We start from the raw sequence: 24,111 nt of genomic DNA, 5'->3' as shown, positions 1-24,111 counted from the left end.
GTAACAATGGAACAGAGCTTAGAGAGCCTCGACTCTCTCGATACCATAGAGATCCAACCGGTTGTAAATCGGTTCGGGCCCACACTGACACTGCTTGGTGGCAGCGCCGCACTGCTGGTTATACTCGCGCTCAGCCTGGTTGATGGACTGCCCAAGCTTCCCTTTTATGTCATGCTAGGTGGCGCTCTGTTTACCCTGCTATTGGGTATACTCAAATGTAATGAGCCAAAAGTCAGCCTGCGTCTCTGCCCCAACTACCTGCAGTTTTTTCACAAACATGGCCAATGGACGCTCAAATGGGAGGATATCCAGCGTATTGACGTGCCTAAGCTGGGCATCAGCGAAAACTATGAAGCACTGAACTATGTCGGCCTGAAGTTAAGCAGTCACCATCTGATCCTCAGCAATATTTCACTCCGGCTGGCTCGAAGCATTCTGTTGGAACAGCGCCCGGTACTGATGCAGGCGATCAAGAGTGATTGCCCTGACGGCACCTGCCCTACCGACCTGCTATTTGAAGCTGATGAGTTTACAGATGAACAGGGCGAGCATTACAACGGCTTGCTGGCCATGCTTGGCCATCGCATGGCGCACTTAAGGCAGATGCTGGGGTTTGATCTCTACCTGCCAGCAACCGCGTTAGACCGTCCGCTGGAAGAATTTGTCACACTTTTAAGGCGTTACCACTCGCAAGTGCAACAACAGGATGCTTAAATAGGCAGCGATAACCCGAACATTCGGGCTAATAAAAATAAAGTTATTCAGGGAGATTCACCATGTTCAAACAGACACTGATGGCAGCGACCACCGCTGCTATCCTGGCGACGTCAGTTACCGCTGTAGCGAAAGAAAGCCCGTACGCTGATCCTGCCCCCGCCATCGAGTACCGCCAAAAATCGTTTTCACTTATCGCCGCTAACTTCGGTGACCTGGTTGCGATGCTCAAAGGCAAAAAAGAGTACAACGCAGAAACAGCACAAAAACGTGCTGACGCGGTAGCGGCGCTGGCTCATCTGCCGTTGGAAGCGTTCGCCGTGAAAGGTAGCGACAAAGGTGACACCAAAGCCAAACCAGAGATCTGGGATAACTGGGCCGACTTTGAAAAGAAAATGGGCGACCTGCAAACAGCCAGTGCTGATCTGGCGAAAGTTGCTGGCAACGGTGATATGGGCGACCTGAAAAAAGCGATCGCTGCGACAGGCAAAACCTGTAAAGCCTGCCACGACGATTACAAAAACAAGTAATCCACTGTTTTGTTAAAAAAAGGGCCTGAATGGCCCTTTTTTATTGGCATCATAGCTCTTGATCCAGTCAGCTCAGATCAACCCACAGCAAAGATTCGCAGCCTACGCCAGTCCATAGGTTTTCACGATGGGCTCAACCACTGCCTGCACTTTGGTCGACAACTCATCGCCGCTGACCGGCTCCGCCACATGCAGCACCTGAGCCCATAAAAACATGCCGTTGAACAACGCCTCATAACTACTGGCTATCAGGCTAACGTCCATGGATTTAATCACTCCAGCTTCCATCGCTTCACTAAACCACTGGCTAATCGCGTGGGTTTTATACAGACGTTCCGATAGCAATTTAGCGGTTTCTGGCTGCCTGAATAGCTCCATCACCACGGTTCTCGCTAACGCGATCCCGTTAGGTCGATACAGCTTTGCCACCTCAATTTCGGTAATGGCTGTCAGTTGTTCATGGAGGGACTTTTCGGATTCGTAACGGTAGTTGGACTGCGCTTGGAACGCATTTTGTTCCAACGTCAAAACCGCTTCAAACAGCAGCTCCTTGCTTTCAAAGTGGCGATATAAGGTGCGCTTAGATACCTCTGCTATCTCGCAGATCCGATTCATATTCGCAGCAACAAAACCCTTCTCAATAAACTCCTGTTTTGCAGCAGCGACTATCGATTGCCGCTTTAACTCCGTCAGTTTCATTTCGATCTCGACCTCTATCTATCAGCTCATTGATACAGAGGTTAGCAGCTCGCCAAGACAATGTATACCCAACAGTTTACTTTGAGCGCAAACAGTGGTTTAATGCACGCAATGTACACCGCGCAGTTTACTTTCAATTAAAAACTTAGGCGGCTCACTAAAACGGCACAGCTAAACAGAGAGAGCAACGTGAATAAGGTAACAGCAGTCAAACACACGGATAAGCAACAACCCATTTCGATCTTGTTTGCTTTATCTTTCATCATATTGGCGAGCGCCATGCTGACAGGCTGCAATTCAGAGCCAGAACAAACCGCAGCCCCTGTCATTCGCCCTGTCCTCACTGAGGTCGTTCAAGCCGGCAGTATGGGTGACCTGAATTTTACCGGCGTAGTGCAGGCAGCAAACCGTGCAGAGCTCTCTTTTCGTGTTAGCGGCCACCTGACAGAGCTATTGCTAAAAGAAGGTGATCTGGTGAAAGCCGGCCAGCTACTGGCATCACTGGAATCCAGCGATGCTGAAATTGCACTTAAAGCAGCACAGATTGAACTGAACAACTCACGTATCGAATATGAACGCGCCAAAGTCCTGTTTGAGCAGAGCCAAGCAATTTCTCGCAGCGATATGGACCAGCTCACAACCCGATTTCAGCTTGCTGAAAATCGAGTAAACGAAGCCACACAACAACTGGCGTACACCCGTTTGGTTGCCCCTTTTGACGGTATTGTCGGCCAGCGCATGGTCGACAAACATATTCAACTGCAAGCAAACGAACCCGTGATGATGGTGCATGATTTGAATGAGTTAGAGATAGCGATCCAGGTACCTGATCACCTTATGAACGCCAATAGCGAAAGCGGTAATGTATTCGCTGAGCTGTCGGTGATACCAAACAAGCAGTTTGCACTGAGCGTAAAGTCCTACTCAACACAAGCTGATCCGGCCACCCAAACATACACAGTCACACTAAGTTTCGACGATTTGGACGGCCATACCGTGCTACCCGGCATGACGGCGCGTGTGATGGCAAATGCTGGTGATGCTGAAGATACGCACAATTCCCACGTCTATATCCCCCTTACAGCCGTGTCTCCAAACAACCTGGGTCAACAGTATGTCTGGATCATTCGCGACGATAACCGTATTGAACAACGTTTTGTAGAGACCGGCGAACTGCATGGCGATCGTATTGCGGTCATACAAAATCTGGTGCCAGGGGAAAGGATCGCCATCGCAGGCGTTTCCAGCCTGAGCAGTGAGATGGACGTTCGCCCGACCTTAGTCAACACCCAGCAGGAGCAGTAAATGAACATTACCCAATACTCCATTGCCAAGCGCACCAGCGTTTGGGTGCTGGTACTGCTGACTTTGCTGGGTGGCTACCTCAGCTATCAGAAGTTAGGACGCTTTGAGGACCCAGAGTTTGTTATTCGGCAGGCTGTGATTGTTACCCCATACCAAGGCGCAACAGCGCAAGAAGTGGCAGATGAAGTCACCGACCTTATCGAAGGCGCCGTGCAATCATTGCAAGAGCTAAAAGAGGTCGAGTCTGTTTCACGTCCGGGTGTGTCTGAAGTAACGGTTGAAATGGACCTGTCTTTTGCCAAAACCGATGACGACCTTCAGCAGATCTGGGACAAGCTGCGTCGCAAGATCAGCGACGTGCAAAACCAGCTGCCTCCTGGTGCAGGCCCGTCAGTCGTTAATGATGATTTTGGCGATGTTTACGCTCAGTTTTATGCCATTACCGGTGAAGGATTTACAGACAAACAACTGCAGGACTACGTTGACTCGCTGCGCCGAGAACTGGCGTTGGTGCAAGGCGTAGCCAGAACCACCACCCTGGCCGAAAAACAGGAAGCCATTTTTGTTGAATTCGCACAAGAGCGGCTGGCGCAATCGGGCATCTCGATGGAACAGGTGTTCGAGGTACTGGAACAGCAAAATCGTGTCACGGTGGCTGGCGCCATTACGACCAAAAACATGCGTGTGCCCGTTATCCCCGCCAGTAACTTCCAGTCAACGGACGAACTGGCAAACCTGCACCTGACACTCGGGTCAGACAATACGGTAATACGTTTGGGGGATATTGCTACAGTGACCCGCGGTTACCAGGAGCCTTTCAACCAGCTGATGCGATACAACGGCGAGCGAGCTGTGGGTCTGGGCATTTCAAACATCGCGGGCGGTAATGTGGTTACCATGGGTGACGCAGTTAAAGCCCGTATTGCCGAGCAGGAAGAGCAGCGCCCTCTGGGTATTGAGCTGCATGAAGTTTCGCTGCAATCCGACTCTGTACGTGAATCGGTTTCAGACTTTATCACCAACCTGATTATGGCAGTGGCCATTGTTTTTGGTGTACTGCTGCTGTTTATGGGCGCACGTTCCGGCGTGATCATTGGCTTTGTTCTGCTGCTCACCGTCGCAGGCACACTTTGCATCATGCTGTTTGACAGTATCGCTATGCAGCGTATTTCACTGGGAGCATTGATCATCGCGCTGGGCATGCTGGTAGACAATGCCATTGTTATTACTGACGGCATTCAGGTGCAATTGCGTGAAAATCCAAATCTCGACCGCAAGCAAGCGGTGAAAGATGTTGTTAGTGCAACCCAGTGGCCGCTGCTCGGCGGAACCCTGGTGGGCATTCTGGCCTTCAGCGCCATCGGCCTGTCACCATCAAACATGGGAGAATACGCAGGCTCGCTGTTCTGGGTGATCCTTTATTCAATGATGTTGAGCTGGGTGTTTGCTATCACCATTACGCCCATGCTTTGTCACGATTTTCTTAAGGCAGGCGACAAAAAATCCCAGGCAAATTCAGGTGGTGGTGAAGCGAACAAACCCAGCGCATTAATGGCGCGCTACCAGGCGTTGCTAGAGTGGGTGTTGCACCACCGCAAACTGACCCTGACCGTAATTTTGGGTGTACTTTTCACCGCTATCTACTCACTTCGGTTTGTCCCTCCAGGCTTTATGCCTGATTCACAACGCCCACAATTTGTTGTGGATGTATATCTGCCTCAGGGCTCTGACATCCAGCGCACAGCACAGGTGGTCGCGGATATTGAAAAGGATGTGATGAATAAAGCCGGCGTGACCAACATCACCAGCTTTATTGGCGGTGGCGGACTGCGCTTTATGTTGACCTATTCACCCGAATCACCCAATCCGAGCTATGGCCAGTTGCTGGTAGACGTAGATGATTTCCACCGCATCACTCCGCTACTGGCAGAGCTTCAAAACGAACTGAGCGAGCGATACCAAGATGCTGCCATCATGGTGTGGAAATTTGTGTTGGGCCCTGGTGGTGGTAAGAAAATTGAAGCGGCTTTCAGGGGGCCAGACAGTGACGTATTGCGTCAACTGGCCGAACAGGCAAAAGCTAAAATGGATGCCGACCCTCATCTGATCGCAGTGCAGGATGATTGGCGTCAGCAAGTACCAGTGCTGCAGCCCGTTTACGCAGCGGATCAGTTACAACGCTTTGGTCTGACTTCTCAGGATGTAAATCAGGCCATTGCGCAAACCCTGACGGGCAGAAACGTCGGTGTGTATCGTGAAGGCCGAGACCTGATCCCCATTATTGCCCGTGCGCCCGATCATGAGCGCAATCGCCAGCAGGCAATTGAGAATACGCAGGTGTACAGTGCCAAAACCGGACGCTTTGTTCAGGTAAGCCAGTTAGTCGAGTCAGTCGATGTAGTCTGGCAGGACGATATGCTGAGACGTTTTGACCGCGTGCCGACAATCAAAGCACAGGCAGATCCTGCGCCTGGATTACTGACCGCAGAGGCCTTAGCCAGCATCCGCACCACCATTGAGGCGATGCCACTACCGCCAGGCTACTCGCTTGCATGGCATGGTGAATACAAGGATGCGCAGGAAGCGGACGAAGCGATTGCGATATCTGCTCCTTACGGTTTTGCCGCCATGGTGCTGATTGTGGTGCTGATGTTTAACGGCATTCGTCAGGCGTTGGTTATCTGGCTGACCGTTCCCTTGGCTGTGATAGGTGTTGCCATTGGCCTGATTTTGTTCCAAACGCCATTTGAGTTTATGGCGACCCTGGGCTTTTTAAGCTTGGTAGGCATGATGGTGAAAAACGCGATTGTGTTGGTAGACCAGGCTGACCAGGAGATCCGTGCAGGCGTAATGCCGTACGCAGCGGTCATCAAAGCGGCGACTAGCCGCGCCAGACCCGTCGCGCTGGGTGCGTGTACAACCATTTTGGGTGTTGCGCCACTGCTGGTTGATCCCTTCTTCAAGAGCATGGCGGTGACCATTATGTTTGGCTTGCTGTTTGCAACTGTGCTGACGTTGGTGGTGATCCCCCTGTTCTACTCGATGATCTTTCGGGTGAAAACGCCGGGCTAAAGTAGCCACAGCCAGACATATTTAAAGTCAGAAGGAGCGCGATACCTTGTTCATCTCGGTTCGCGCTTTTTTGTTCGAGAACCGGGTCCACAGCTGCTAGCGACAGCGCCTAGTCATTCTTTAAAAAGCCCGTGGTTTTAAGTTCATTGGCCAACAACTCATACACCATACTGACACGACGATTACTTCTCAGCTCATCATGTACCACCAACCAGATCTCGCCAACAAAAGGCACCAAATCTGGCAGCACCCTGACAACTCTGGGTTCAGCGTCACCTATGGTTTGCTCCATCGCCCCAATACCAATCCCTTGTTTAGCAAGCTGCCAATGTACCAGGTGGTTTTCAGTGGTGACGGGGAAATTAGCATCAGTCAGACGAAATCCAAGTTCATTTAACCGCTCGACGTAAGGCGCATTTTGGTCGAAGCCAATAAAGTCGGCATCATGAAACAACTCGGGCTTCTGAGGATTACCCAGCTTCTCCAGGTACTCAGCAGTGGCATAAAAGTTAACCTGAATCTGACCCAGCTTCTTTGCAATCAGGTTGGGCTCTGTGGGACGAAACCCTCGTATGGCGATATCCGCTTCTCGCCGTCTAAGGTCGCTGGCCATATTCGACGCTACTATTTTGATGTTAACTGCGGGCGCTTTCTCTCTTAGCGTTTGAATCACAGTGGGGAGCACAAATGCCGCCATCGTCTCCGTCGCAGAAATGCAGATATCCCCTTCCAGCGTTTGGGTGCGGCCTCTTGCACCCAAAGACAATGCACTCGCCGCCTCTCCCATGGCTTGAACGTGCTCGAGCAATTGCTCACCACTTGGGGTTAGCTCCAAACCTCGCCCGACCCGTTCAAACAAAGAAATACCAAGCTCCTGCTCAAGCGCAGCGACCTGTCTGCTTAACGTAGGTTGCGTCATATTCAGTACTTTTGCTGCCGCGGAAAGCGACCCCTCTTCCGCGGTTACCAGGAATGCCCTGGCCCGATTCCAGTCAAATTGCATCGGTCACCCACTTATACAAATACGCATACTTAAGATGCCTTTATCCCCATATTATCTGCATTTTTGCATTGATATCATGCTTTCTGACCTCATCAGGGGATTGCGGACAACGGCATGAGTAAGGCTGGCGTGTGACTAATGCTGGTCTCTGTCGCAAAAAGTTGCTCATTGGCAAAAAATCGCTCATTGGCAAAAGGAGAAAGGATGAATACCACAGCAAAGTTTTGGAATGGTATCGCTGCACGTTACGCGAAGAAGCCAATCGGTGATGAAGCTGCCTACGAGAAAAAGCTGGAGATCACCCGGCAGTACTTCGAACCGCATATGCAGTTGCTGGAGTTGGGTTGTGGCACCGGAAGCACCGCGTTGCTGCATGCCCCCTATGTTAAACATATTCGCGCTGTCGATATCTCCTCTGAGATGCTCGCCATTGCAAAGCAAAAAGCCCAGCAGCAAGGCATTGAAAATGTCAGTTTCGAACAAGCATCTATCGACCAATTCGAAACGCAGCAACAGTTTGATATGGTGCTGACTCTTAGCGTTTTACACTTAATGGATGACAAAGACGCTGTCATCAAAAAGATCGCTCAACGTCTGAAAAGTGGTGGGCTGTTTGTCTCCAGCACCGTGTGTCTGGGCACATCAATGCGCTGGTTAAAGCTAATCTGGCCACTGGGAAGAGCACTTGGTTTGTTTCCCCCAACATTAAAACACTTCACTCCCGAACAGCTAACGCAGTCTGTCATAGATGCCGGATTCACTATTGAGCACCTTTGGCGTCCTAATGACGGACGAACGGCATTTATTGTGGCCAGAAAAGAGTGACATAAAAGACGTATATTGATCGACTGATAGAGGGGCAGCCTAAACGCGATAGCCTGCATCTCTTAACCAGGCTCTGGCTTCAGATTCGGTTTCAAAAAACTGAGATTCAGTTTTCGGAAGAGCTTTTTGTAACTCTCGCAGAAGTACTTCCTGAAGCTTTACCGTACACACCACAGCTTCCATTGCCTGATTGTTTTCAGTGCACCAATTATTTACTTCTATAATCGGTGCCATCACTTCCGGCCCGCCTAGGCCCCAATGCACTAAATCCACCAGACAAGCCCATGGTTTATCAGCGATTGTAGATGCCACTTGCAAAAACTCAGCACACATACGCCTGGAGGTTTCCTCGTTCCAGGCATCGAAGAAGCGAACGATTACAACACGATCCTGCAGTTCGATTTGATAGCGACCATGCTCTTTCATCTAAAATTCCAAGCCGATTAAGTACTCTTGATACGTAATGAGATAGGGCTGGGCCCACCACTTAGCCATAGTTACGAAAGTAACTCTTATTTTATGTTTTGAGAATGATTCCGGGGGCAAGTCAGGGAGTTAAGACGCGTTCGCTCCCGAACAGCAATTCTGTACTCGCAGAGAGAGCCTCTCAACGATGTGCTTCCCCCGCGCTGCCACCTGAGCCTCAGCCCACGGCTCGATAGATAACCCTGTTTAATCAGCCTAAGATGGGTACCCTTGCTTGTTAATTACTCACAAAGGAAGAAAGCAAGTCAACACCAGTCAAAGTAAAGTAGCCTTTGTCTTCCCTATTTTTTATTAATACTGCTCCTTTCCCATTCTAAATTCACATTTTTTATTTTTATTATCATTTTCGCTTTTACACACACCTTCACCGTGAGGAAATCCTTTATAAAAAGGACCGGTGTAAGAATAACTATCATCAAACCATACAATAGTACCTAAACCTTCTTTTTTACCCTCGGCCCAGCTTCCTCTATATTCATATAAACCTTTTATTAAAAAGTATCCTTCACCGTTTTGAACACCTTTTTTGAACTCACCCTCATAAATAGCCTTGCCACTTTCCCACGACATAATGCCTTTTCCATGAGGAAAACCCTCGTACCATTCACCTACATAAGAAATATTGCTCGAGAGATATTTTATTCTTCCATTTCCGTGAGGCATACCTATGTCATTAACCTCTCCTTCGTATCCATCAATAGACTGTGAGCGGAATGGTTTACCAATCTTTTTACCATCTCGATAATATTGATAACTCTTATACCCCCCATAAACAATCTCAACTCTACCGTGTGGCTTTCCATTGATGAAATCACCTAAATACTTTGTATCAGTATTTTCATCAATAACTTCGGCATTTCCAGTCAACAGAGCATCTTCAAAGAAACCTCTGAAGATTAGACCAGAATTGTTTGAAAATACTCCTTGCCCGGCTGGACTTCCATTGCATGTTTCTCCTTCATAAATCCCAGCAGTGGTGATCCCATTTAAATCAGGGTGAGATAGCCCGACCTCAGCGACGGTGAGTACGCATTTTTCCTTCCCCAGCGCTAAATTACTAGAGCAGCCAAATAAAACTACTATGGCAGCTTTGAAGAATAAATTAAATCGCCATTTCATAGGCTTTTACGAACCTCATTGTAACTTCTAATTTTTCCGTCTTTAGTTAGGCGAACACCGATCATTTCACCAATACTAGTTGACTCTACAGCTTCTACTCTCTCATTCAAAACTAGAGATTTATCGGCCATTACCAAAAACCTCACAGGCTCTCTTCTAGCAACAATTTAGCCTAACGGTAAGCAACTTATTGGTTGAATTGTATGGCAAATCTTAACACTTTCTCAAACCAATTTTCTTGTATGCTGCATATGGAAAACACAAGCGGCTAAAAGAGCTCTCCTTTGTTGAAACTCAAATGCAAGTAAGAAGCTGGTGTGGCATTGTAAGTTTCTAGAAAATCGTATCGAACAAAATTCACGGATGATTCACCTGTCTATTCTAAGTATTTTTTTGGTATTGTGAGGTAAATGCTTGCTTAAAAATTCGCCATCTGATTATATTCGGGTTAAATCAAACGTGCTCAAAGCTATATTTAGAGCTTGGATGCAGCAGTCATTTGAATAAACATGGATTGGATATGTACACAGACTTACTTTTGGAGCAACGAATCAGCCTGTTCAGCAAAAGGATCGCTGAACTCAACAGTAACCAAGAAGTCATTATTACCCACAAGAATCTTGGTCGCTCCCATCGAGCTTCGTACCCCTTATCAGCCTTAAACTCAAAACCCGTTGAATACACAAACTTTAGCTGGCTGGCTTTGATTTTTGCGATTCTCTCTTTCAGTGGTTCGGGCTATTTCCTTTGGTTGCAATCTCAAGGTGGAACAAACAGTGGCGCCCACGCTGCCTTAACATTTTTCATTGGTTTAATAGGGGTTTATTGTGTTATTGGCATCGTCAGAAGCTACCAAAGCCTTTATGTGTTTTTAAACAAGGCAACGGGTGGCCAAGCCTTTTCTCTAAATAAACGTGGCGGTGGTAAAAATGCGGTAGAGAGCTTTATCGCCGAACTAAGTAAACGCATTGAATCGATTCACTACCCCGATTCTCTGACCCCTCAGCAAAAACAGGAAATTTACGCGAAACACCTGGATTTCCTACTTGCAGAGGAAGTGCTGACGGCTGATGAACACAGCTCAATTCTCAATCGCATGCTCAAAAGTTCAGCGGAACAAGAGAACAATCTATTTAAGCTTGTGTAATAACTAATCAAGGGCCAATTTGTCTATCGCCTCCTAGTAGCAAGTGCTCTCTACCAGCCGCCGAACTCAAATAGTTTGGCGGCCACACTCCTTAGATCACCGCAATTCGGCCATCCGCAAGGTGTACTCGCTCTGGGCGATAATGCCAATAGTCGTGGATCATATCCTGAGTCAGTATCTGTTCAGGATTGCCCTGCTGATGTAACTGACCATCTGTCAGCACACAGGCACGGTCGCAATATTGCAGTACCTGATTCAGGTCATGCAGTACGGCAATAACACCAAAGCCATGGTCATGAGCCAGCGACTTTGCCAGCGCCAGAATCGCGTGTTGCTGGCCAAGGTCCTGCGCCGATGTTGGTTCATCCAGCAGCAACAGGGGTGAATGCTCTGCCTGACTTAGTTGCAATAACACCCGCGCCAATTGCACCCGCTGCCGCTCACCACCGGAAAGTGTTGGATAGGCACGATCGGCAAAACTCCAGCAGTCGGTGAGCTCCATCTTGTCACGAACAGTGATATCCGCCTGTTTTCGGCTCAGGCTAAGGGGCGTCAGTCCCAGCGCAACCACTTCTCTGGCGGTAAACGGAAAGCTCAATTGGCTGGCTTGGGGTAACACGCCCAGATGGCGCGCGCGGGCCAGGCTAGGCCATTCTCCCAGCGCACGGCCATAAAAGCTGATCTTTCCCGTAGCAGGCATATCGCCGCTAATAGACTTCAGCAACGTCGACTTACCTGCACCATTTGGCCCAAGCAAGGCCAGAAACTCACCTGCTTTCAGTTCAAGCGCGTCCAGGTTGAGCAAACGCTTACCAGCAACCTCACATTGCACGGTTTTTAATGTCAGCATCCGTTGTTTTCCTCGCTCTATGTCTGCGCTTAACGCCACTGCTTACGCTGCTGGATCAGTAACACCAGGAAGAAAGGCGCACCGAGTAATGCTGTTAGAAGCCCGACCGGAAGCTCCGCGGGCTGCACCAGCGTTCGAGCGATAAGGTCGGCGACCATGAGCAACAGCGCGCCGAGTAGCGCAGATAAAGGCAACAGGTATTTGTGGTTCGGGCCCGTGGTGAGTCTCACCAAATGCGGCACCACCAGACCGATAAAACCAATGATGCCGGCACACGCCACCGTGACGCCTACACCAACCGCTGTCAGGATGATTAACTCCAGCTTCATATGCTCAACGGGGATCCCCAAATGGCGGGCTTCCGATTCCCCCAGCAATAACGCATTCAGAGCAGAAGCGCGGCGTTGAAATGCAAATGCCAACGCCAGCATCGTCACAAAGGCTAACCAAAGGTTGGCCTGCCCTGCGCCCGCGAGGCTGCCCATCTGCCACACACTCAGCTCGCGAAGACTTTGGTCGTCGGCGAAGTAACTAAGAAACCCAATGGCTGCGCCAGAAAACGCCGCCACCGCGACACCAGCTAACAGTAGTATCAATACAGAGGTGCCCTGACTGGATTGCGCCAGGCCATAAACCAAAGCCGTGGTCGCCAAGCCCATTGCAAAAGCTGAAATCGGCACGGTCCACGCGCCCCATGCATCAGGAAACAGAACAATCGCCAGAATAGCACCGACGGCAGCGCCAGATGACACACCGATAATGCCGGGATCAGCCAACGGGTTTCGAAACACTCCCTGCATCACCGCGCCACACTGCGCCAAAATCGCCCCGACAAAAATCGCCAACATCAATCGCGGCAAGCGCAGTTCAAGAACAACGACTTTTTCATAGGCTTCAAGCTGGCTATGTTGTGATCCAAACAATTGCCCGACGCTTGCATCAAACAGTGTTTTCAGGCTTTCCATAGCAGGGAGCGACATGGCGCCGCTAACTAAGGAAAACACAGCCGCAAGTAGGATTAACCCAGACAGTGAGCCTGCAGTAAACGTAACTGGCCAACGATTCAACGCGCTGCTCCACTGCCAGCCACTCCATCGTGAGCGCTAGTCGCTTGGTCGTGAGTGTTAGTTGCATGGCTGATTCGGACAGCCTGACTGATGTGCATAGCCTGACCGGTGTGCATCGTCTGATTAATTCTTAACGCTTCGTCCACCGCCGACACACTCAGGCCTGCCACCAAGCTGCCACCCTCTACCGCCATGATGCGATCATTCTGGCCAGCAGGAGTATGTTTCAGCAAAGGATTGGCTTTCACCAATTCCGCAACAGCAGCATCACTGTCACGGCCAACCACCAGGATCATTGTGGGCTGCATGCTCAATAACGACTCGGCAGACACATTGCGGTAGTTGTTGTAATCCGCCACGTTGGTCGCGTCCAACATATCAATCAGTGCATTGCCTGCCGTCCCTGCTCCGGCGAGTCGAAGCTTGCTTGGGTCCATCGCTAATAGAAAAGCGATGCGCTCTTGGCTCAATGGCTTTGCTGCCAGTTCTGCAAGCTTGGCGTCTAGCTTGGCGATCAGATTCTGCCCTTTTGACTCTAAGGCCAAAGCAGACGCCAACTGATCTATATTGCGCTTCAGGTCCGCCGCACTATCTGCAATGGGCAGTTGTACCAGTGTGACTTCAGCCTTGTTAAGTGCATCCACCACAGCAACAGGTCCCATATGCTCGCTACCCACCACCATGGTTGGTTTTAAGCCCAGTAACCCCTCGGCCGACAGCGCACGGTGATAACCCACACTGGGCAACTTTTTGCTGCCAGAAGGTAGTTTGCTGGTGACATCAATGGCGACAAGCTGCTCTTGCATCCCCAATGCAAGCAACAACTCTGTGGCGCTGGCGTCTGTGCTTACCAAGCGGTGGGCAGCACTTGCATCATCATTGGCATGCGCACCTAGACTGGCGGTGACCGCGAGAAGGGTGATGAATACGGCGGCTGATCTGCGCAAATAAGTGCATGAAGCTAATAGCGAGTGGATAAGCAAACTCATGGACGACTCTCTTCCATTAAAATGTGAGTGTTTTGAACTTGGTGTTGGTTGAGCAGGGCCATCAACTTCAATAACGGCTCAACCTGGCTTTCGCGGTCTGCCGCAATATTGATAGGCTGCTCTTTGTCTTTGAGCCGCTGAACAAGCGCCAGCTTAAACGCATCCCAATGCTCGTAGGTTTGTTGGTCTATCGCGAAGAACGGCGCGGTTTCTTTCAATGTGATGGTTAAGGGTTTGCTGGGTACCACACTCTCACTTATCACCGAATCACTACTCGGGATATCCACCGGCAGCGACAACAACCGGCTGTTGGCCGTGAGCAATAAAAACACCACAACAATAAAAACGATATCGATTAGCGGCGTTAGCTCAATCGAGGTAGAAAGCGATGCGCGCTCTTGGGTCTGGATCATGCCCACACCTCGGTGCCGACACCGTCAATCTTGAGGTTATTCACGTTGATCTGGTGCTCAGCGATTGCCACCAACTTATCAACCCATAGCTGATACCCATGCACGCCCAGAACCGCGGGCACCGCAATGATCAGACCCGCCGCAGTGGTTTTCATGGCGATCCCCAAACCACCCGCCAGCATCGAAGGCTCAATCGGCCCCTGGTGCACACCAATGGTGTCGAATACCTGAATCAGGCCCATGACGGTCCCTAGCAGCCCCAGTAAAGGCGCCACTAAAGCAACAATCTGCAGTAGCCGAATTCCACTGGCGAGCTTCTGTTTTTTACCCACCAGCCACAGTGCCAGAATCTCCTCTCGGAGGGCTTTGGGCTGCTTGCTATGAGATTGAAGTAACGCCAACCCACCGTGGGACAGCGTGCGTTTACCCGTGTGATACCCCAACACCAAAAGGCGCTCTATCAGGATCATCGCTGCCAGCAGCGCACAACCCATAAGTGGCATTGCCACCGGGCCAAGGGCTTGTTGTAACGTGGAGAAGGTGCTCATTCTATGTTTCTCTTCTAAAGTCTCTTCTGAATTTCTCTTGTGGCATTCTCTTGTAGCTTTCTTTTCTGGCGAATAGCGCGCGTGTTAATTCAGTGAAAAAGCGACCGGGATACGCAGACGCGACGGATGCCCAATGCCATTTTTCTTGTGGGGTAGAAACTGCCAATCTGTTACTGCTGCCAACGCAGACTTATCCAAGCTGTCCCAACCCGAGCTGCGAGATATCTCCAAACGCGATTGTTTTCCGTCGGCATCCAGCCAGATATCCACCCAAACAGTACCTTCGCGACCACGCTTACGAGCGAGCCTTGGATACCTTGGCGGTTTAGGCGGCGCTGCAAACAAGGGTTCGCTGAACTGCTCAGCCTGGTGTGCCCCGGCTCCCTGACTCACCTGCTGTGCCGGCGCACTCTCAGGCAAATCCGATGCTGTCGCACTCTCAGGTAAATCCGATGCTGTCGCATCAGCCACCTCTTCTACTGGCTCAGGAGTCGGCGCAGGGGTTGGTGCTGGAGCTGGAGCGGGGACAGTCTCGGCCACCTCACTTTCTACTATGGGTTCCGGCTTTATTGCTTCCCTGTCTGCCTTGGGCGTGGGCTTTGGTTTGGAGACAGGCTTAGATTTAGAAACAGGCTTAGGCTGTGAAACCGCTTTTGTTTCAGCGAGTGGCTGTTCCGTCTTTGGCTTTCGTGTTGGGTTTGGCACTGATTCTGGTTCAGATTCTGGCTTTGCCGGTTTAGCCGAAACAGGTTTTGCCGAAGCAGGCGCCACAAAACTCACCTGCATAGCAATAGCCCCTTGCTGACCGGCTGGCGCACTGGCCATCTGCTTAGGTAAAACGTCAGGCGCGATTAACCACAATGACAATAGCAACACGACCATCACGCCGCAGCGCATGGTCATCAGGTGCCAGTTTTTTCGTATATATCGCGTCATGGTTTAGCTGATGAATACCAATTGATGAGCACATACTAAAACCAAAACACCTAGATGTAAATGAGATCGATTTTTATTTGCATTGCGATTAATAAATGCTAGATTGCCCTCCCGTAAGCCCCTGGCGGTCTCAGAAAGGCCGTCAGAATCACCATCCAATTTATTAAACCAACAACAAACTAAACCTGGCTTATCAACCAGTTACTTTAGGGAGCAGTATGAAACCAACATCCTTAGCCGTGCTTATCAGTGCCATGTTCAGCACGTCCGTGTATGCAGACCAAGCCAAGTCAGACGGTGAAGTGTTTGAAGTAAAACCCGTCGTCGTCACAGCCACACGTATGGAACAGAAAGTAGAAGAGGTTTCGCGCCCTATCGCCGTGGTAGAGAAAGAACAGATCGATCAGATCCAGCCTCAATCCGTTGCCCAGGTACTTAAGGGCGAACCCAACATCGTTGTTTCAGGCGGCCCACGCCCAAACAACCAGAGCGTGAATATTCGTGGTTTAAGTGGTAATAAGATCCTGCAAACGGTGGATGGTGTGCGTCAGGTATTTGAATCAGGACACCGCCCCTCTTACTTCCTCGATCCCGAACTACTGCAAAGTGTAGAAGCAGTAAAAGGCCCTTCCAGTAGCCTTTGGGGCTCAGGCGCTGTTGGTGGTGTTGTTGCACAGAACACAGTAAATGCGGCCGATCTACTAGATGCCGACCAGGACCTGGGCGGCTTTATCAAACAAGGCTTTAACTGGAACAATGACCAGTCCACTACCACGGGCGCTCTGGCCGGTCGCACTGATAGTCTGGATTGGTTGCTGAGTGGTTACTACCGCGACAGCAACGATATAGAGCTGGGCAGTGGCGAGTCGCTGGCAGGCTCTGGCTCTCGCGATCAGGGTGTCATGGCCAAAACCGAATGGCAGATCGACGATGCTCAGTCAGTTGGTTTTAATCTGCGCGCAGCCAATGTATCAGGCAACGTGCCATCTAACGGTTCCGCAGACTTTAACGGCACTAGTAACTTCTTGATCGACCGCGATCAGGACACCCTTAACGCATCGGTTGATTATCGTATAGATACCGACTCTCCGCTGCTGAACGCTCAGATCATGACGTATTGGAACAGTGTTGAGATGGATGAAAGCCGTGTCAGCGATGGCCGCAGTGACAGCACAGAGCTGGACGTCTACGGCCTGAACATCAACAACGTGTCGCTGTTTGATGTTGAAGGCTTTGGCGAAATAGCAGTGCTCTATGGCATCGACGGTTACCGTGAAGAGTTCAGCGCGGATCGCGAAGGCGATGATCGTCCAACACCGCCAGAAGCGGATACCGACGTATGGGGTGGCTTTGTTCAAGCCAATATTCCATTCGCCAACAGCTGGCAGTTGGAAGTGGGTGGCCGTTACGACTACTTCTCAACTGAAGCAAAGAACCTGGACCAGGACCGTTCAGATTACGAGTTCAGCCCATCTGCCGCCTTGATCTGGCAAACCACCGAATGGCTGGAACTGACCCTGCGTCACGACCGAGCATTCCGCGCGCCGAGTTCTGAAGAACTGTACTCCACCGGAACTCACTTCTGCATGTTCCCCGGCTTCTGTAACACCTTCGAACCAAACCCAGATCTGGCACCAGAAAAAGCCGCCAACACCGAGCTAATGGCAAAACTGAACTTTGCCAATGTGTTGGGTGAAGGCGACAGCTTGTTTATCACCACCTCTGTTTTCCAAAACAAGGTGGATGACTTCATCGAACAGATCGTCACGGATCCAAGCTTTGGCCCCGTAATGGATCCAGGTAAGACCTTCTGGACCAATGTGGATGAAGCCACCATCGAAGGCTTCGAGATCAGTGCCGACTACCGCATCAACAGCTTCAAAGCGGTACTGTCATATGGCATTACCCGAGGTGAAGACGACAACACAGGTGATGACCTCACCAATATCCCGGCAGATACACTCACCGCAGATCTGAGCTACGGTTTCCTTGCGGACCAAATCACGGTGGGTGGTCGCCTGATCCATGCCAAAGATCAGGACAACACCAACTACGAATACAACACTGACGGTACTACTTACGACGGTTACACAGTTGGCGATATCTATGCCAGCTGGCAGCCAAAACGTTGGGATGCATGGAAGGTTGACCTGACTATCAACAACGTCACTGACAAAGATTACCGTCAGGCATGGAACGAGTTGGATGAAGCAGGTCGTGAAGTCATTCTTTCCACTAAATACAGTTTCTAGACCCTAGATTGAGCATATGAGCGATATTCAAACCAATACAGTTGCAGCAACGTCATCACCGGAAAACGGTACACCCGAACAACCGACTGCCAACGGCAGTCCTCGGGTGTTACCCGGTGAACAGGCTCAGGACCTGCTGACCCTGCTTAGCACCTGGCGTAACACCACCACCATCATCATAGTGGCAGGTTGTGTGTTCGAGTTTAAAGGTGTGTTTCCGCCTGGAGAGCTAGGGCATGGCTATTACAACCTTAATGGCGACCTGCCGGGGCTGCACGGCCACTTGAAGTTGCAAGCGGTTCAGCAGATCACTCTGATGGAAAAACAACATAGAGGGATGGACAGCTTTGCGTTTTTATTCGAAGACCGCAAAGGCCACCCCATCTTTAAGGTGTACCTGGGACGCGATGACAAACATGTCATCCACCCAGAACAACTTGAACAGTTTCAACAAATAAAACAAAGCGGCGAGCTCCCGTACTAAAACCGGAATAACGCCCGAAAGAGCGCCCGCAAAGACTACCCCCTGATGGGAGACACTCCCTGACGGCAAAGGAGAATTTATGTCAAGTGAACGTATCGCCGGCCGCATAGGCCCAGAGATCCTCTCCCTGCTGGAGAGCAGAAAGAGCCTGTTTCTCTCTTCTCTGACCAAAGACGGTGAGACCTATGCGTCCTACGCACCGTTTGCGACCAGCGAAGACTGCATTTACGTGTTGCTCAGCGAGATCGCCGTGCATGCGGTCAACCTGCAGGCTAACCCTAGAGCCAGCGTGCTGATTATTGAGGACGAAGATAGCGCCGCAGAGCTGTTCGCTCGATTGCGCGTCACTTATCAGGTGAACGCCGAACTGCTTGAGTATGACTCAGAAGCCTGGCACGCCGGACGAGACGTGCTCAGTAACCGCCACGGCGAACGTATCGTTCAATTGAGCCAGTTGGGCGACTTCAAGTTGTTCAAGTTGGTTCCTCTGGGTGGTCGCTACGTCAAAGGCTTTGGCAGAGCGTTCGCATTTGAGGGACAAACACTCACGGGAGAGACCATCGCCCATATGCGTGATGGCCATAAAAAGCGCACGGAAGCAGACGAAACGGCAGCCTAATCGGCTGCCCTTCACGTCAAACTAGCCAAGGAAGTTAAGGCTGTTATAGCAGCGGTCAGCTTGCAGCGTATTGCAGCTAGCAATAAACCAAGCGGCCGCTATCTCATTTAGCTTTAACTATCGGCATTCGTAAACACCATGACCAACCAGCAATCCTCCTCGCAACTCGCGCTGACTGAACTTCAAGCGGCACAATCTCAATCAGCCCGAACTCACTCAGCCCAATCTCAATCAGCCCAATCGCAATCAACATCAGCTTTGGTGCTCACCGAGGCGATGACAGGCATCAGCTCGCCATCTCCCCTGCAGTACGCCTTTAAAACCAAGACCGGCCCGCACGCAGGCCGTGGCGGTCAGCCACCTTTGCCACCGGCCCAAGCACAACAAAAGCTGACTGAGTTATTGCAACAACCAGCAGCTCAAGTTGAACAAAGCGAGCAAGCACTGCCTAGAGCACTTTATCTGCACATCCCATTTTGCCGAGTCAGATGCAGTTTCTGTAACTTCTTCCAGTACGCGTCCTCCCCCAAAATGATGGCGTCCTACTTCGAGCAGTTGCTGCAGGAGCTAAGCCTTAAAGCCAAACAACCCTGGACCCAAAGCCAGCCATTTGATGCCATCTATATTGGTGGCGGTACGCCCACGGATCTGACGGCCGACCAGATTTTTGAGTTAGGTCAGGCACTGCGCAGCCAACTGCCTCTGAGAGAGGATTGCGAGATCACCCTCGAAGGTCGCCTGAATAAATTCAACGCCCACAAGTTTCAACGCGCACTGGACGGTGGCTTTAACCGCTTTTCATTTGGTGTGCAGAGCTTTGATACCCATGTACGCAAAGCCGCTAAACGCCTCGACAACCGTGAAACCTTGCTGGCACAACTTAAAGACCTCACCAGCGAGCCAAGCTCCACCATTGCCATCGACCTGATGTACGGCCTGCCGCACCAAACGACACAAAGCTGGCAACAAGACCTGGAAGATACCGTGGCAAGTGGCGTTGATGGGGTCGACCTTTATCAACTGATTGGCTTTCAAGGTACGGCGATCCAACGAGACCTGGAAGCGGGCCGCCTGGCACCACTGATGGAATCGCCAGAACGTGCCCTGCTCTACCGTCAGGGCGCAGAGTTTCTAAACACTGCCGGTTTTCATCGTTTAAGCTACTGCCACTGGGCGAGCTCAGATAAAGAGCGCAGTCGCTACAACAGCCTGGCCAAATCCGGCGCAGAGATCCTTGCCGTTGGCGCGGGTGCCGGCGGCAATATTGGTGGTTTTGGTTATATGCAGCCCCGAGATATTGAGCCTTGGCAGCAAAGGCTTGAAGCGGGTGAATGGCCAATCGGCATGATGATGGCAAAGAGCCCAAGTCACCTTCAGGACGCCGCCATTGTTGGTGCATGTGACCGCGGTATTATCTCGTCAGAATTGCTGGGTAATAAGAAGTTCGAACATGCAATCCCGCTGTTTGCTGCCTGGCAGGAGAACGGCCTGGCCACGCTGGAAAGCGATAAAGTGACCCTCACACTGGCAGGACAGTTTTGGTCAGTGAATATGGCCAATGGGTTATTGGCTTATCTAAATGAGAATCCAATAGCAGTGTGATGTGACGTCTTAGTGAGGCTTAATAGGATGTGGTCATAGGTTCAGTGGCAATGTTGTTCAGCGGAAAAATGGGTATAGCCCAAAGTGCTTTTTTAAGAACGCGCCTTGGGGGTTAAAGTCGAGGTACTTCAGGGCGTTTAACACCCCGATAAACTGCAAGTGCAGCGCCGTCGCGCAGTGGCAGTTGCCCCCCGGGCTGGACAGCGACCAATGCTTGATTGTTTTGTTTGTTAGGCATTTCCAGCCTCGCAAGCCTTGGTTATCTCCATAAAGCTAACCAACCGCCCATCAATACTTCGAAAAATGATGTCAAAATCAGCCCTGATTTTGGCTTCGCCTTCGTTTCTCGAACGTGTTTGAGTACCTGCTGTGTGGGCAATGAAATCTGCAACCTCAAGAGCTGGAAAGCTTGTTGACTTGGGCATCACAGCGAGCTCTATTTCAATCTCCCGTGCGCCCTTTGTCACTTTCTTACCCGATAAGCTTCTCATTACTTTACTTTCTATGCGATCCGATGATTCAAAGATAATGAACATGCGGTCAAAGTCAGCCCATTTTGCTACATCAACTATTCTTTGAAGTAAACTGGCCCCGACTATATCGATGAGTCTTTCATCAACTTCACTATCCACCTTGTAACTAGTGGTCGTTGCAATCCTGAAAAATTCGAATTTCTCAAAGAAGTGTTTTAGAGCCCCCATCTGCTCACTACTGAATCGAATATCTGTCGCATGTAATGGTCGTTCCTCCTCAGCAAAGTAATGTTCGCACATGTAGTTCCACGGCTTCTCTATAAGCCTCAGATAGTCTTTTGCCAAAAAGGCACATCCCCCCAAACCGAATACTCGGTAATTGGGGTCTTGAAACTGCTCGTGCCCAGTATCATCGAGCACAACCACGAAAGTTTGTTCGCTAAGCGGAAATTGCCCCTTTTCGGTTTCAAAAATGAGTTCATTCATTATTCAGTCATGCCTAACGCCAAAATCACCGTGCACACAAAACGCAGCTTTGGGTGTCCGAAGGGAGCACCTACGGGGTGGAATAAGCGCTCCTTGCCTTGTTAGAAGAATACACTGTAGATACCAGAGCCTATCCCAACGACACTAGCCAAAAGTGAAAGCGCCCAATGCTTAGCGATGAACTCCAATATAATTTTGGGATGAATTCCATGCTTATCTCGCCACGTTGCATTAGTTTTTATGCTTCCATCAATAACTCTTCCAAGAATGTTAGCAAGCACATCGACCTTTCTTAAGGTTGATTGATGCAGCTTAACAAACTCTTTATTTTCAAATGCTGCGGCTTCACCTGGACCATCGAGCAAATCTCGTGCAGTTATATGATTAGCTTCCATTAACTGTACAAGTCTAGGGTGACCGATGTATTTGTTTCCAAAAATAGAAACCAATGCTCGAGATAGATCGAACTTCCGTGACTCATCAAGCTCAACAGGCTTGCCTTTCAATACTCGACAACGATGCTCAAGCGCAGGAAAGCCGTAATTGATATCACGCATATTCCAATGAACCCAATCATAGCTCTTGTGTTTATCCATAAACTCATAGAACTCTTTGAGCATATCTTTTTCTAGCTTGTCATATTCACTATCTATATCGGCGAAAGGGACTCCCTTTAACTCGGCAATTTTATGAATAGAGAAGGAAGCTGTTTGACCACTTGCGTAATTTCTTGCCGCAATTGACGTAACCCTTGGAGTTTGACCTTCTGGCCGGTCATAAAAACTTTCGCACGAGTAGTGAACAACCAATACATGCTCTTCACGCCCAGATATCTCATCTAAGTGCTTTTGAGCTTTCTTCCTTCTTTCCAGTTTTTTTAGCTCAGATGGCATGATCTTCCTTTTCTTCTAATCACCAAAACAAGGAGTAAGTTTGCGGCGAAGCCGAGCTGTTCAACTTATCCCAATGGCTTTTCTTGTTATGCACCCACTCTTTAGCGCAGGCTACCGCACCACTTGATGCGGGCATCAGCGAACAGCACCACAAGACTTAAATTCGTATCCGAAACGGAAGGGGCAAGAGACTTACTAACGGAGAGCGCCACTTCCTTTCGGCGATTGGATTCAATATAGCCTGCCAAAACATCTTAAGACACTGTTTTAGCCACACTTTATGAACCTGAATCAAGTTTTTCTGCTACGGGGATGACAACTTCAACATATTGCTGCAGAGATGCGATAGATTTGGTTTGACGGTTTTTCGCGCCACGCGGCCGGTCAGCTTTCGCCTCTTTCGATTGATGTAGACTGTCAAATCAAGTTGTGGCTGATCCGCATGAAACTTGAGAACACATCAAACTAAATGGAATTTAAACCACTCGCGCTGTGAGTGAGCGCCTGGCAATGCAAGAGAAAGGCAAAGGCAAAGAAGAAAGGAATCAATGGAAAACATAACCGTTTACTGTAAAGCACTATCTATCTCAACCCTGATCGGATGGACGGTTGCGATCTTTTACTACCTCGGTGTCCAACCTCTTATTGGTCTCTTTTTTCTATGGGTGATGACGGCTTGCCTAATCGTGGCTTGCATTCCCTTGATAGCGCTAATTGTGCGAGAAAAACGACGTTCAAGAGCTTCGAACATACCATGGAACCGAACGACCAAACTGGGCCTTGGCAGTTCGACCATAACCATAGTCATCGGACTGGCAGTTTTTTTCTATATTGCGAGCTCACCCCTTCACTAGGTTTCGAGGGATGTTTCAGTGGGAGTCGCCGACTTGGCAGAATAGGTTGCGGCTTTGCCTCTGAGGCTAAACTGGTAACTCCAACCACTTATACATCACCAATGCATCGACCAAGCCCAGCGTTGGGTGGTTGAACGCTTTCGGCAATCGACCGACGGTATCGTAGCCTAGCTTGCTCCAGAGCCTGACTGCACCTTCATTACTGGCAGCAACAAAGTTAAATTGCATTGCTTTGTAACCCAACGCCACAGCCTGCTGTTGAGAGTGCTCACACATGGCTGAGGCGACACCACGACCTCTGGCGGCTTCTGCCACCATATAGCCACAGTTGCAAACATGGCTGCCGGGGCCGGCCTGATTCGTCTTCAGATAATAGGTCCCAAGGAACTGGCCATCTTGCTCGCATAGGTAGGTTTTCCGGGGGAGCGCCATCCAAACCCGAAATGCCTCCTGTTTACTCATGTCTCTATCGTAACCGTAAGTCTCGCCTGCGGCTGCCACCTGCTGAAACAGCGGCCATATCAGCTCAAAGTCCTCTGCCCTAGCTTCGCGGATATGAATCATAATACCAATCCAAATAAGAATATGGTCTACCAGCGGGTAGTTTAAATCACTTTAGGCAAGGCAGGTGATTGAAGGCATAGTTGTTCTACGCCGAAATCAGCTAACGCTGCATAAAGTGATTTAAAGCCCGCCCTACGGGGAAGTCTGGGCAAGCCCACTTCTACGTTGCTGCCATTTGCAA

Annotated in this window: 23 protein-coding genes; 10 read left to right on the top strand and 13 right to left on the bottom strand. The window is 50.0% G+C overall.

Translation table 11 applies throughout. From position 1 onward, the window contains the following. Positions 1-6 precede the first annotated feature (6 nt). Together ABEA14_RS02775 and ABEA14_RS02770 are read left to right on the top strand one after the other, a co-directional pair. The gene (locus tag ABEA14_RS02775) at positions 7-714 is read left to right on the top strand and encodes a DUF2982 domain-containing protein (protein WP_345338314.1); all 708 of its coding nucleotides are present in this window, start codon (positions 7-9) and stop codon (positions 712-714) included. A 62-nt stretch (positions 715-776) separates the two neighbouring features. Further along, positions 777-1,244, top strand: coding sequence for a c-type cytochrome (locus tag ABEA14_RS02770; protein ID WP_345338313.1), 468 nt, complete (start codon positions 777-779; stop codon positions 1,242-1,244). 102 nt (positions 1,245-1,346) lie between these two features. On the opposite strand, the gene ABEA14_RS02765 is transcribed toward ABEA14_RS02770, so the two are convergent. Continuing rightward, positions 1,347-1,943, bottom strand: coding sequence for a TetR/AcrR family transcriptional regulator (locus ABEA14_RS02765; protein ID WP_345338312.1), 597 nt, complete (start codon positions 1,941-1,943; stop codon positions 1,347-1,349). Between the two features lie 189 nt (positions 1,944-2,132). Here ABEA14_RS02765 and ABEA14_RS02760 point away from each other — a divergent pair, with 189 nt between their 5' ends. Both ABEA14_RS02760 and ABEA14_RS02755 read left to right on the top strand, forming a co-directional pair. Then, positions 2,133-3,248, top strand: coding sequence for an efflux RND transporter periplasmic adaptor subunit (locus tag ABEA14_RS02760; protein ID WP_345338310.1), 1,116 nt, complete (start codon positions 2,133-2,135; stop codon positions 3,246-3,248). Continuing rightward, positions 3,249-6,320, top strand: a complete 3,072-nt coding sequence (locus ABEA14_RS02755; RefSeq protein WP_345338308.1) for an efflux RND transporter permease subunit — start codon at positions 3,249-3,251, stop codon at positions 6,318-6,320. A gap of 109 nt (positions 6,321-6,429) precedes the next feature. Here the strand turns inward: ABEA14_RS02755 and ABEA14_RS02750 are convergent, their stop codons facing one another. Further along, positions 6,430-7,323 (bottom strand): LysR family transcriptional regulator, encoded by an 894-nt coding sequence (locus ABEA14_RS02750; protein ID WP_345338306.1) that lies wholly within the window; start codon positions 7,321-7,323, stop codon positions 6,430-6,432. A gap of 204 nt (positions 7,324-7,527) precedes the next feature. Between ABEA14_RS02750 and ABEA14_RS02745 the strand changes: the two genes are divergently transcribed. After that, the gene (locus ABEA14_RS02745) at positions 7,528-8,148 is read left to right on the top strand and encodes a class I SAM-dependent methyltransferase (RefSeq protein WP_345338305.1); all 621 of its coding nucleotides are present in this window, start codon (positions 7,528-7,530) and stop codon (positions 8,146-8,148) included. Between the two features lie 39 nt (positions 8,149-8,187). Here ABEA14_RS02745 and ABEA14_RS02740 read toward each other — a convergent pair whose 3' ends face one another. After that, the gene (locus tag ABEA14_RS02740; RefSeq protein WP_345338304.1) at positions 8,188-8,574 is read right to left on the bottom strand and encodes a hypothetical protein; all 387 of its coding nucleotides are present in this window, start codon (positions 8,572-8,574) and stop codon (positions 8,188-8,190) included. A gap of 351 nt (positions 8,575-8,925) precedes the next feature. Next, positions 8,926-9,753 (bottom strand): MORN repeat-containing protein, encoded by an 828-nt coding sequence (locus ABEA14_RS02735; protein WP_345338303.1) that lies wholly within the window; start codon positions 9,751-9,753, stop codon positions 8,926-8,928. A 520-nt stretch (positions 9,754-10,273) separates the two neighbouring features. Here ABEA14_RS02735 and ABEA14_RS02730 point away from each other — a divergent pair. After that, on the top strand, positions 10,274-10,900 hold the full coding sequence (locus ABEA14_RS02730; RefSeq protein ID WP_345338301.1) for a hypothetical protein: 627 nt from the start codon (positions 10,274-10,276) through the stop codon (positions 10,898-10,900). A 91-nt stretch (positions 10,901-10,991) separates the two neighbouring features. On the opposite strand, the gene ABEA14_RS02725 is transcribed toward ABEA14_RS02730, so the two are convergent. The 6 genes from ABEA14_RS02725 to ABEA14_RS02700 all read right to left on the bottom strand — a co-directional run bounded on the left by ABEA14_RS02725 (position 10,992) and on the right by ABEA14_RS02700 (position 15,703). Beyond that, positions 10,992-11,750, bottom strand: a complete 759-nt coding sequence (locus ABEA14_RS02725) for a heme ABC transporter ATP-binding protein (RefSeq protein WP_345338300.1) — start codon at positions 11,748-11,750, stop codon at positions 10,992-10,994. Between the two features lie 29 nt (positions 11,751-11,779). After that, on the bottom strand, positions 11,780-12,817 hold the full coding sequence (locus tag ABEA14_RS02720) for a FecCD family ABC transporter permease (protein ID WP_345338299.1): 1,038 nt from the start codon (positions 12,815-12,817) through the stop codon (positions 11,780-11,782). After that, positions 12,814-13,806, bottom strand: coding sequence for a heme/hemin ABC transporter substrate-binding protein (locus ABEA14_RS02715; protein WP_345338298.1), 993 nt, complete (start codon positions 13,804-13,806; stop codon positions 12,814-12,816). The genes ABEA14_RS02720 and ABEA14_RS02715 overlap by 4 nt, the downstream gene beginning before the upstream one ends. Then, the gene (locus ABEA14_RS02710; protein ID WP_345338297.1) at positions 13,803-14,219 is read right to left on the bottom strand and encodes an ExbD/TolR family protein; all 417 of its coding nucleotides are present in this window, start codon (positions 14,217-14,219) and stop codon (positions 13,803-13,805) included. The genes ABEA14_RS02715 and ABEA14_RS02710 overlap by 4 nt, the downstream gene beginning before the upstream one ends. Next, positions 14,216-14,767 carry a MotA/TolQ/ExbB proton channel family protein gene (locus ABEA14_RS02705; protein WP_345338296.1) on the bottom strand — a complete coding sequence of 184 codons (552 nt, stop codon included), beginning with the start codon at positions 14,765-14,767 and terminating at the stop codon, positions 14,216-14,218. The genes ABEA14_RS02710 and ABEA14_RS02705 overlap by 4 nt, the downstream gene beginning before the upstream one ends. A gap of 84 nt (positions 14,768-14,851) precedes the next feature. Continuing rightward, complete coding sequence (locus ABEA14_RS02700) at positions 14,852-15,703, bottom strand: energy transducer TonB (protein ID WP_345338295.1); 852 nt, start codon at positions 15,701-15,703, stop codon at positions 14,852-14,854. A 218-nt stretch (positions 15,704-15,921) separates the two neighbouring features. Here ABEA14_RS02700 and ABEA14_RS02695 point away from each other — a divergent pair, with 218 nt between their 5' ends. The 4 genes from ABEA14_RS02695 to hutW all read left to right on the top strand — a co-directional run bounded on the left by ABEA14_RS02695 (position 15,922) and on the right by hutW (position 20,660). Beyond that, positions 15,922-17,955 (top strand): TonB-dependent hemoglobin/transferrin/lactoferrin family receptor, encoded by a 2,034-nt coding sequence (locus ABEA14_RS02695; protein WP_345338294.1) that lies wholly within the window; start codon positions 15,922-15,924, stop codon positions 17,953-17,955. A 16-nt stretch (positions 17,956-17,971) separates the two neighbouring features. Next, the gene (hutX, locus tag ABEA14_RS02690) at positions 17,972-18,439 is read left to right on the top strand and encodes a heme utilization cystosolic carrier protein HutX (protein WP_345338293.1); all 468 of its coding nucleotides are present in this window, start codon (positions 17,972-17,974) and stop codon (positions 18,437-18,439) included. 79 nt (positions 18,440-18,518) lie between these two features. After that, the gene (locus ABEA14_RS02685; RefSeq protein WP_345338292.1) at positions 18,519-19,058 is read left to right on the top strand and encodes a pyridoxamine 5'-phosphate oxidase family protein; all 540 of its coding nucleotides are present in this window, start codon (positions 18,519-18,521) and stop codon (positions 19,056-19,058) included. A 138-nt stretch (positions 19,059-19,196) separates the two neighbouring features. Then, entirely contained in the window at positions 19,197-20,660 is a 1,464-nt protein-coding gene (hutW, locus tag ABEA14_RS02680) for a heme anaerobic degradation radical SAM methyltransferase ChuW/HutW (RefSeq protein WP_345338291.1), read from the top strand. Positions 20,661-20,890: 230 nt separating this feature from the next. Here the strand turns inward: hutW and ABEA14_RS02675 are convergent, their stop codons facing one another. From ABEA14_RS02675 to ABEA14_RS02665, 3 genes are all read right to left on the bottom strand, one after another. Next, on the bottom strand, positions 20,891-21,619 hold the full coding sequence (locus ABEA14_RS02675; RefSeq protein WP_345338290.1) for a DUF3800 domain-containing protein: 729 nt from the start codon (positions 21,617-21,619) through the stop codon (positions 20,891-20,893). 101 nt (positions 21,620-21,720) lie between these two features. Then, positions 21,721-22,512, bottom strand: a complete 792-nt coding sequence (locus ABEA14_RS02670) for a hypothetical protein (protein ID WP_345338289.1) — start codon at positions 22,510-22,512, stop codon at positions 21,721-21,723. Positions 22,513-23,432: 920 nt separating this feature from the next. Beyond that, positions 23,433-23,930: a GNAT family N-acetyltransferase gene (locus ABEA14_RS02665; RefSeq protein WP_345338288.1), complete on the bottom strand. Its 498-nt coding sequence runs from the start codon at positions 23,928-23,930 to the stop codon at positions 23,433-23,435. Between the last annotated feature and the right edge of the window lie 181 nt (positions 23,931-24,111).

Source organism: Corallincola platygyrae (genome assembly GCF_039544265.1).
GTDB lineage: Bacteria > Pseudomonadota > Gammaproteobacteria > Enterobacterales > Neiellaceae > Corallincola > Corallincola platygyrae.
This window is presented reverse-complemented; position numbering and strand designations above follow the sequence as displayed.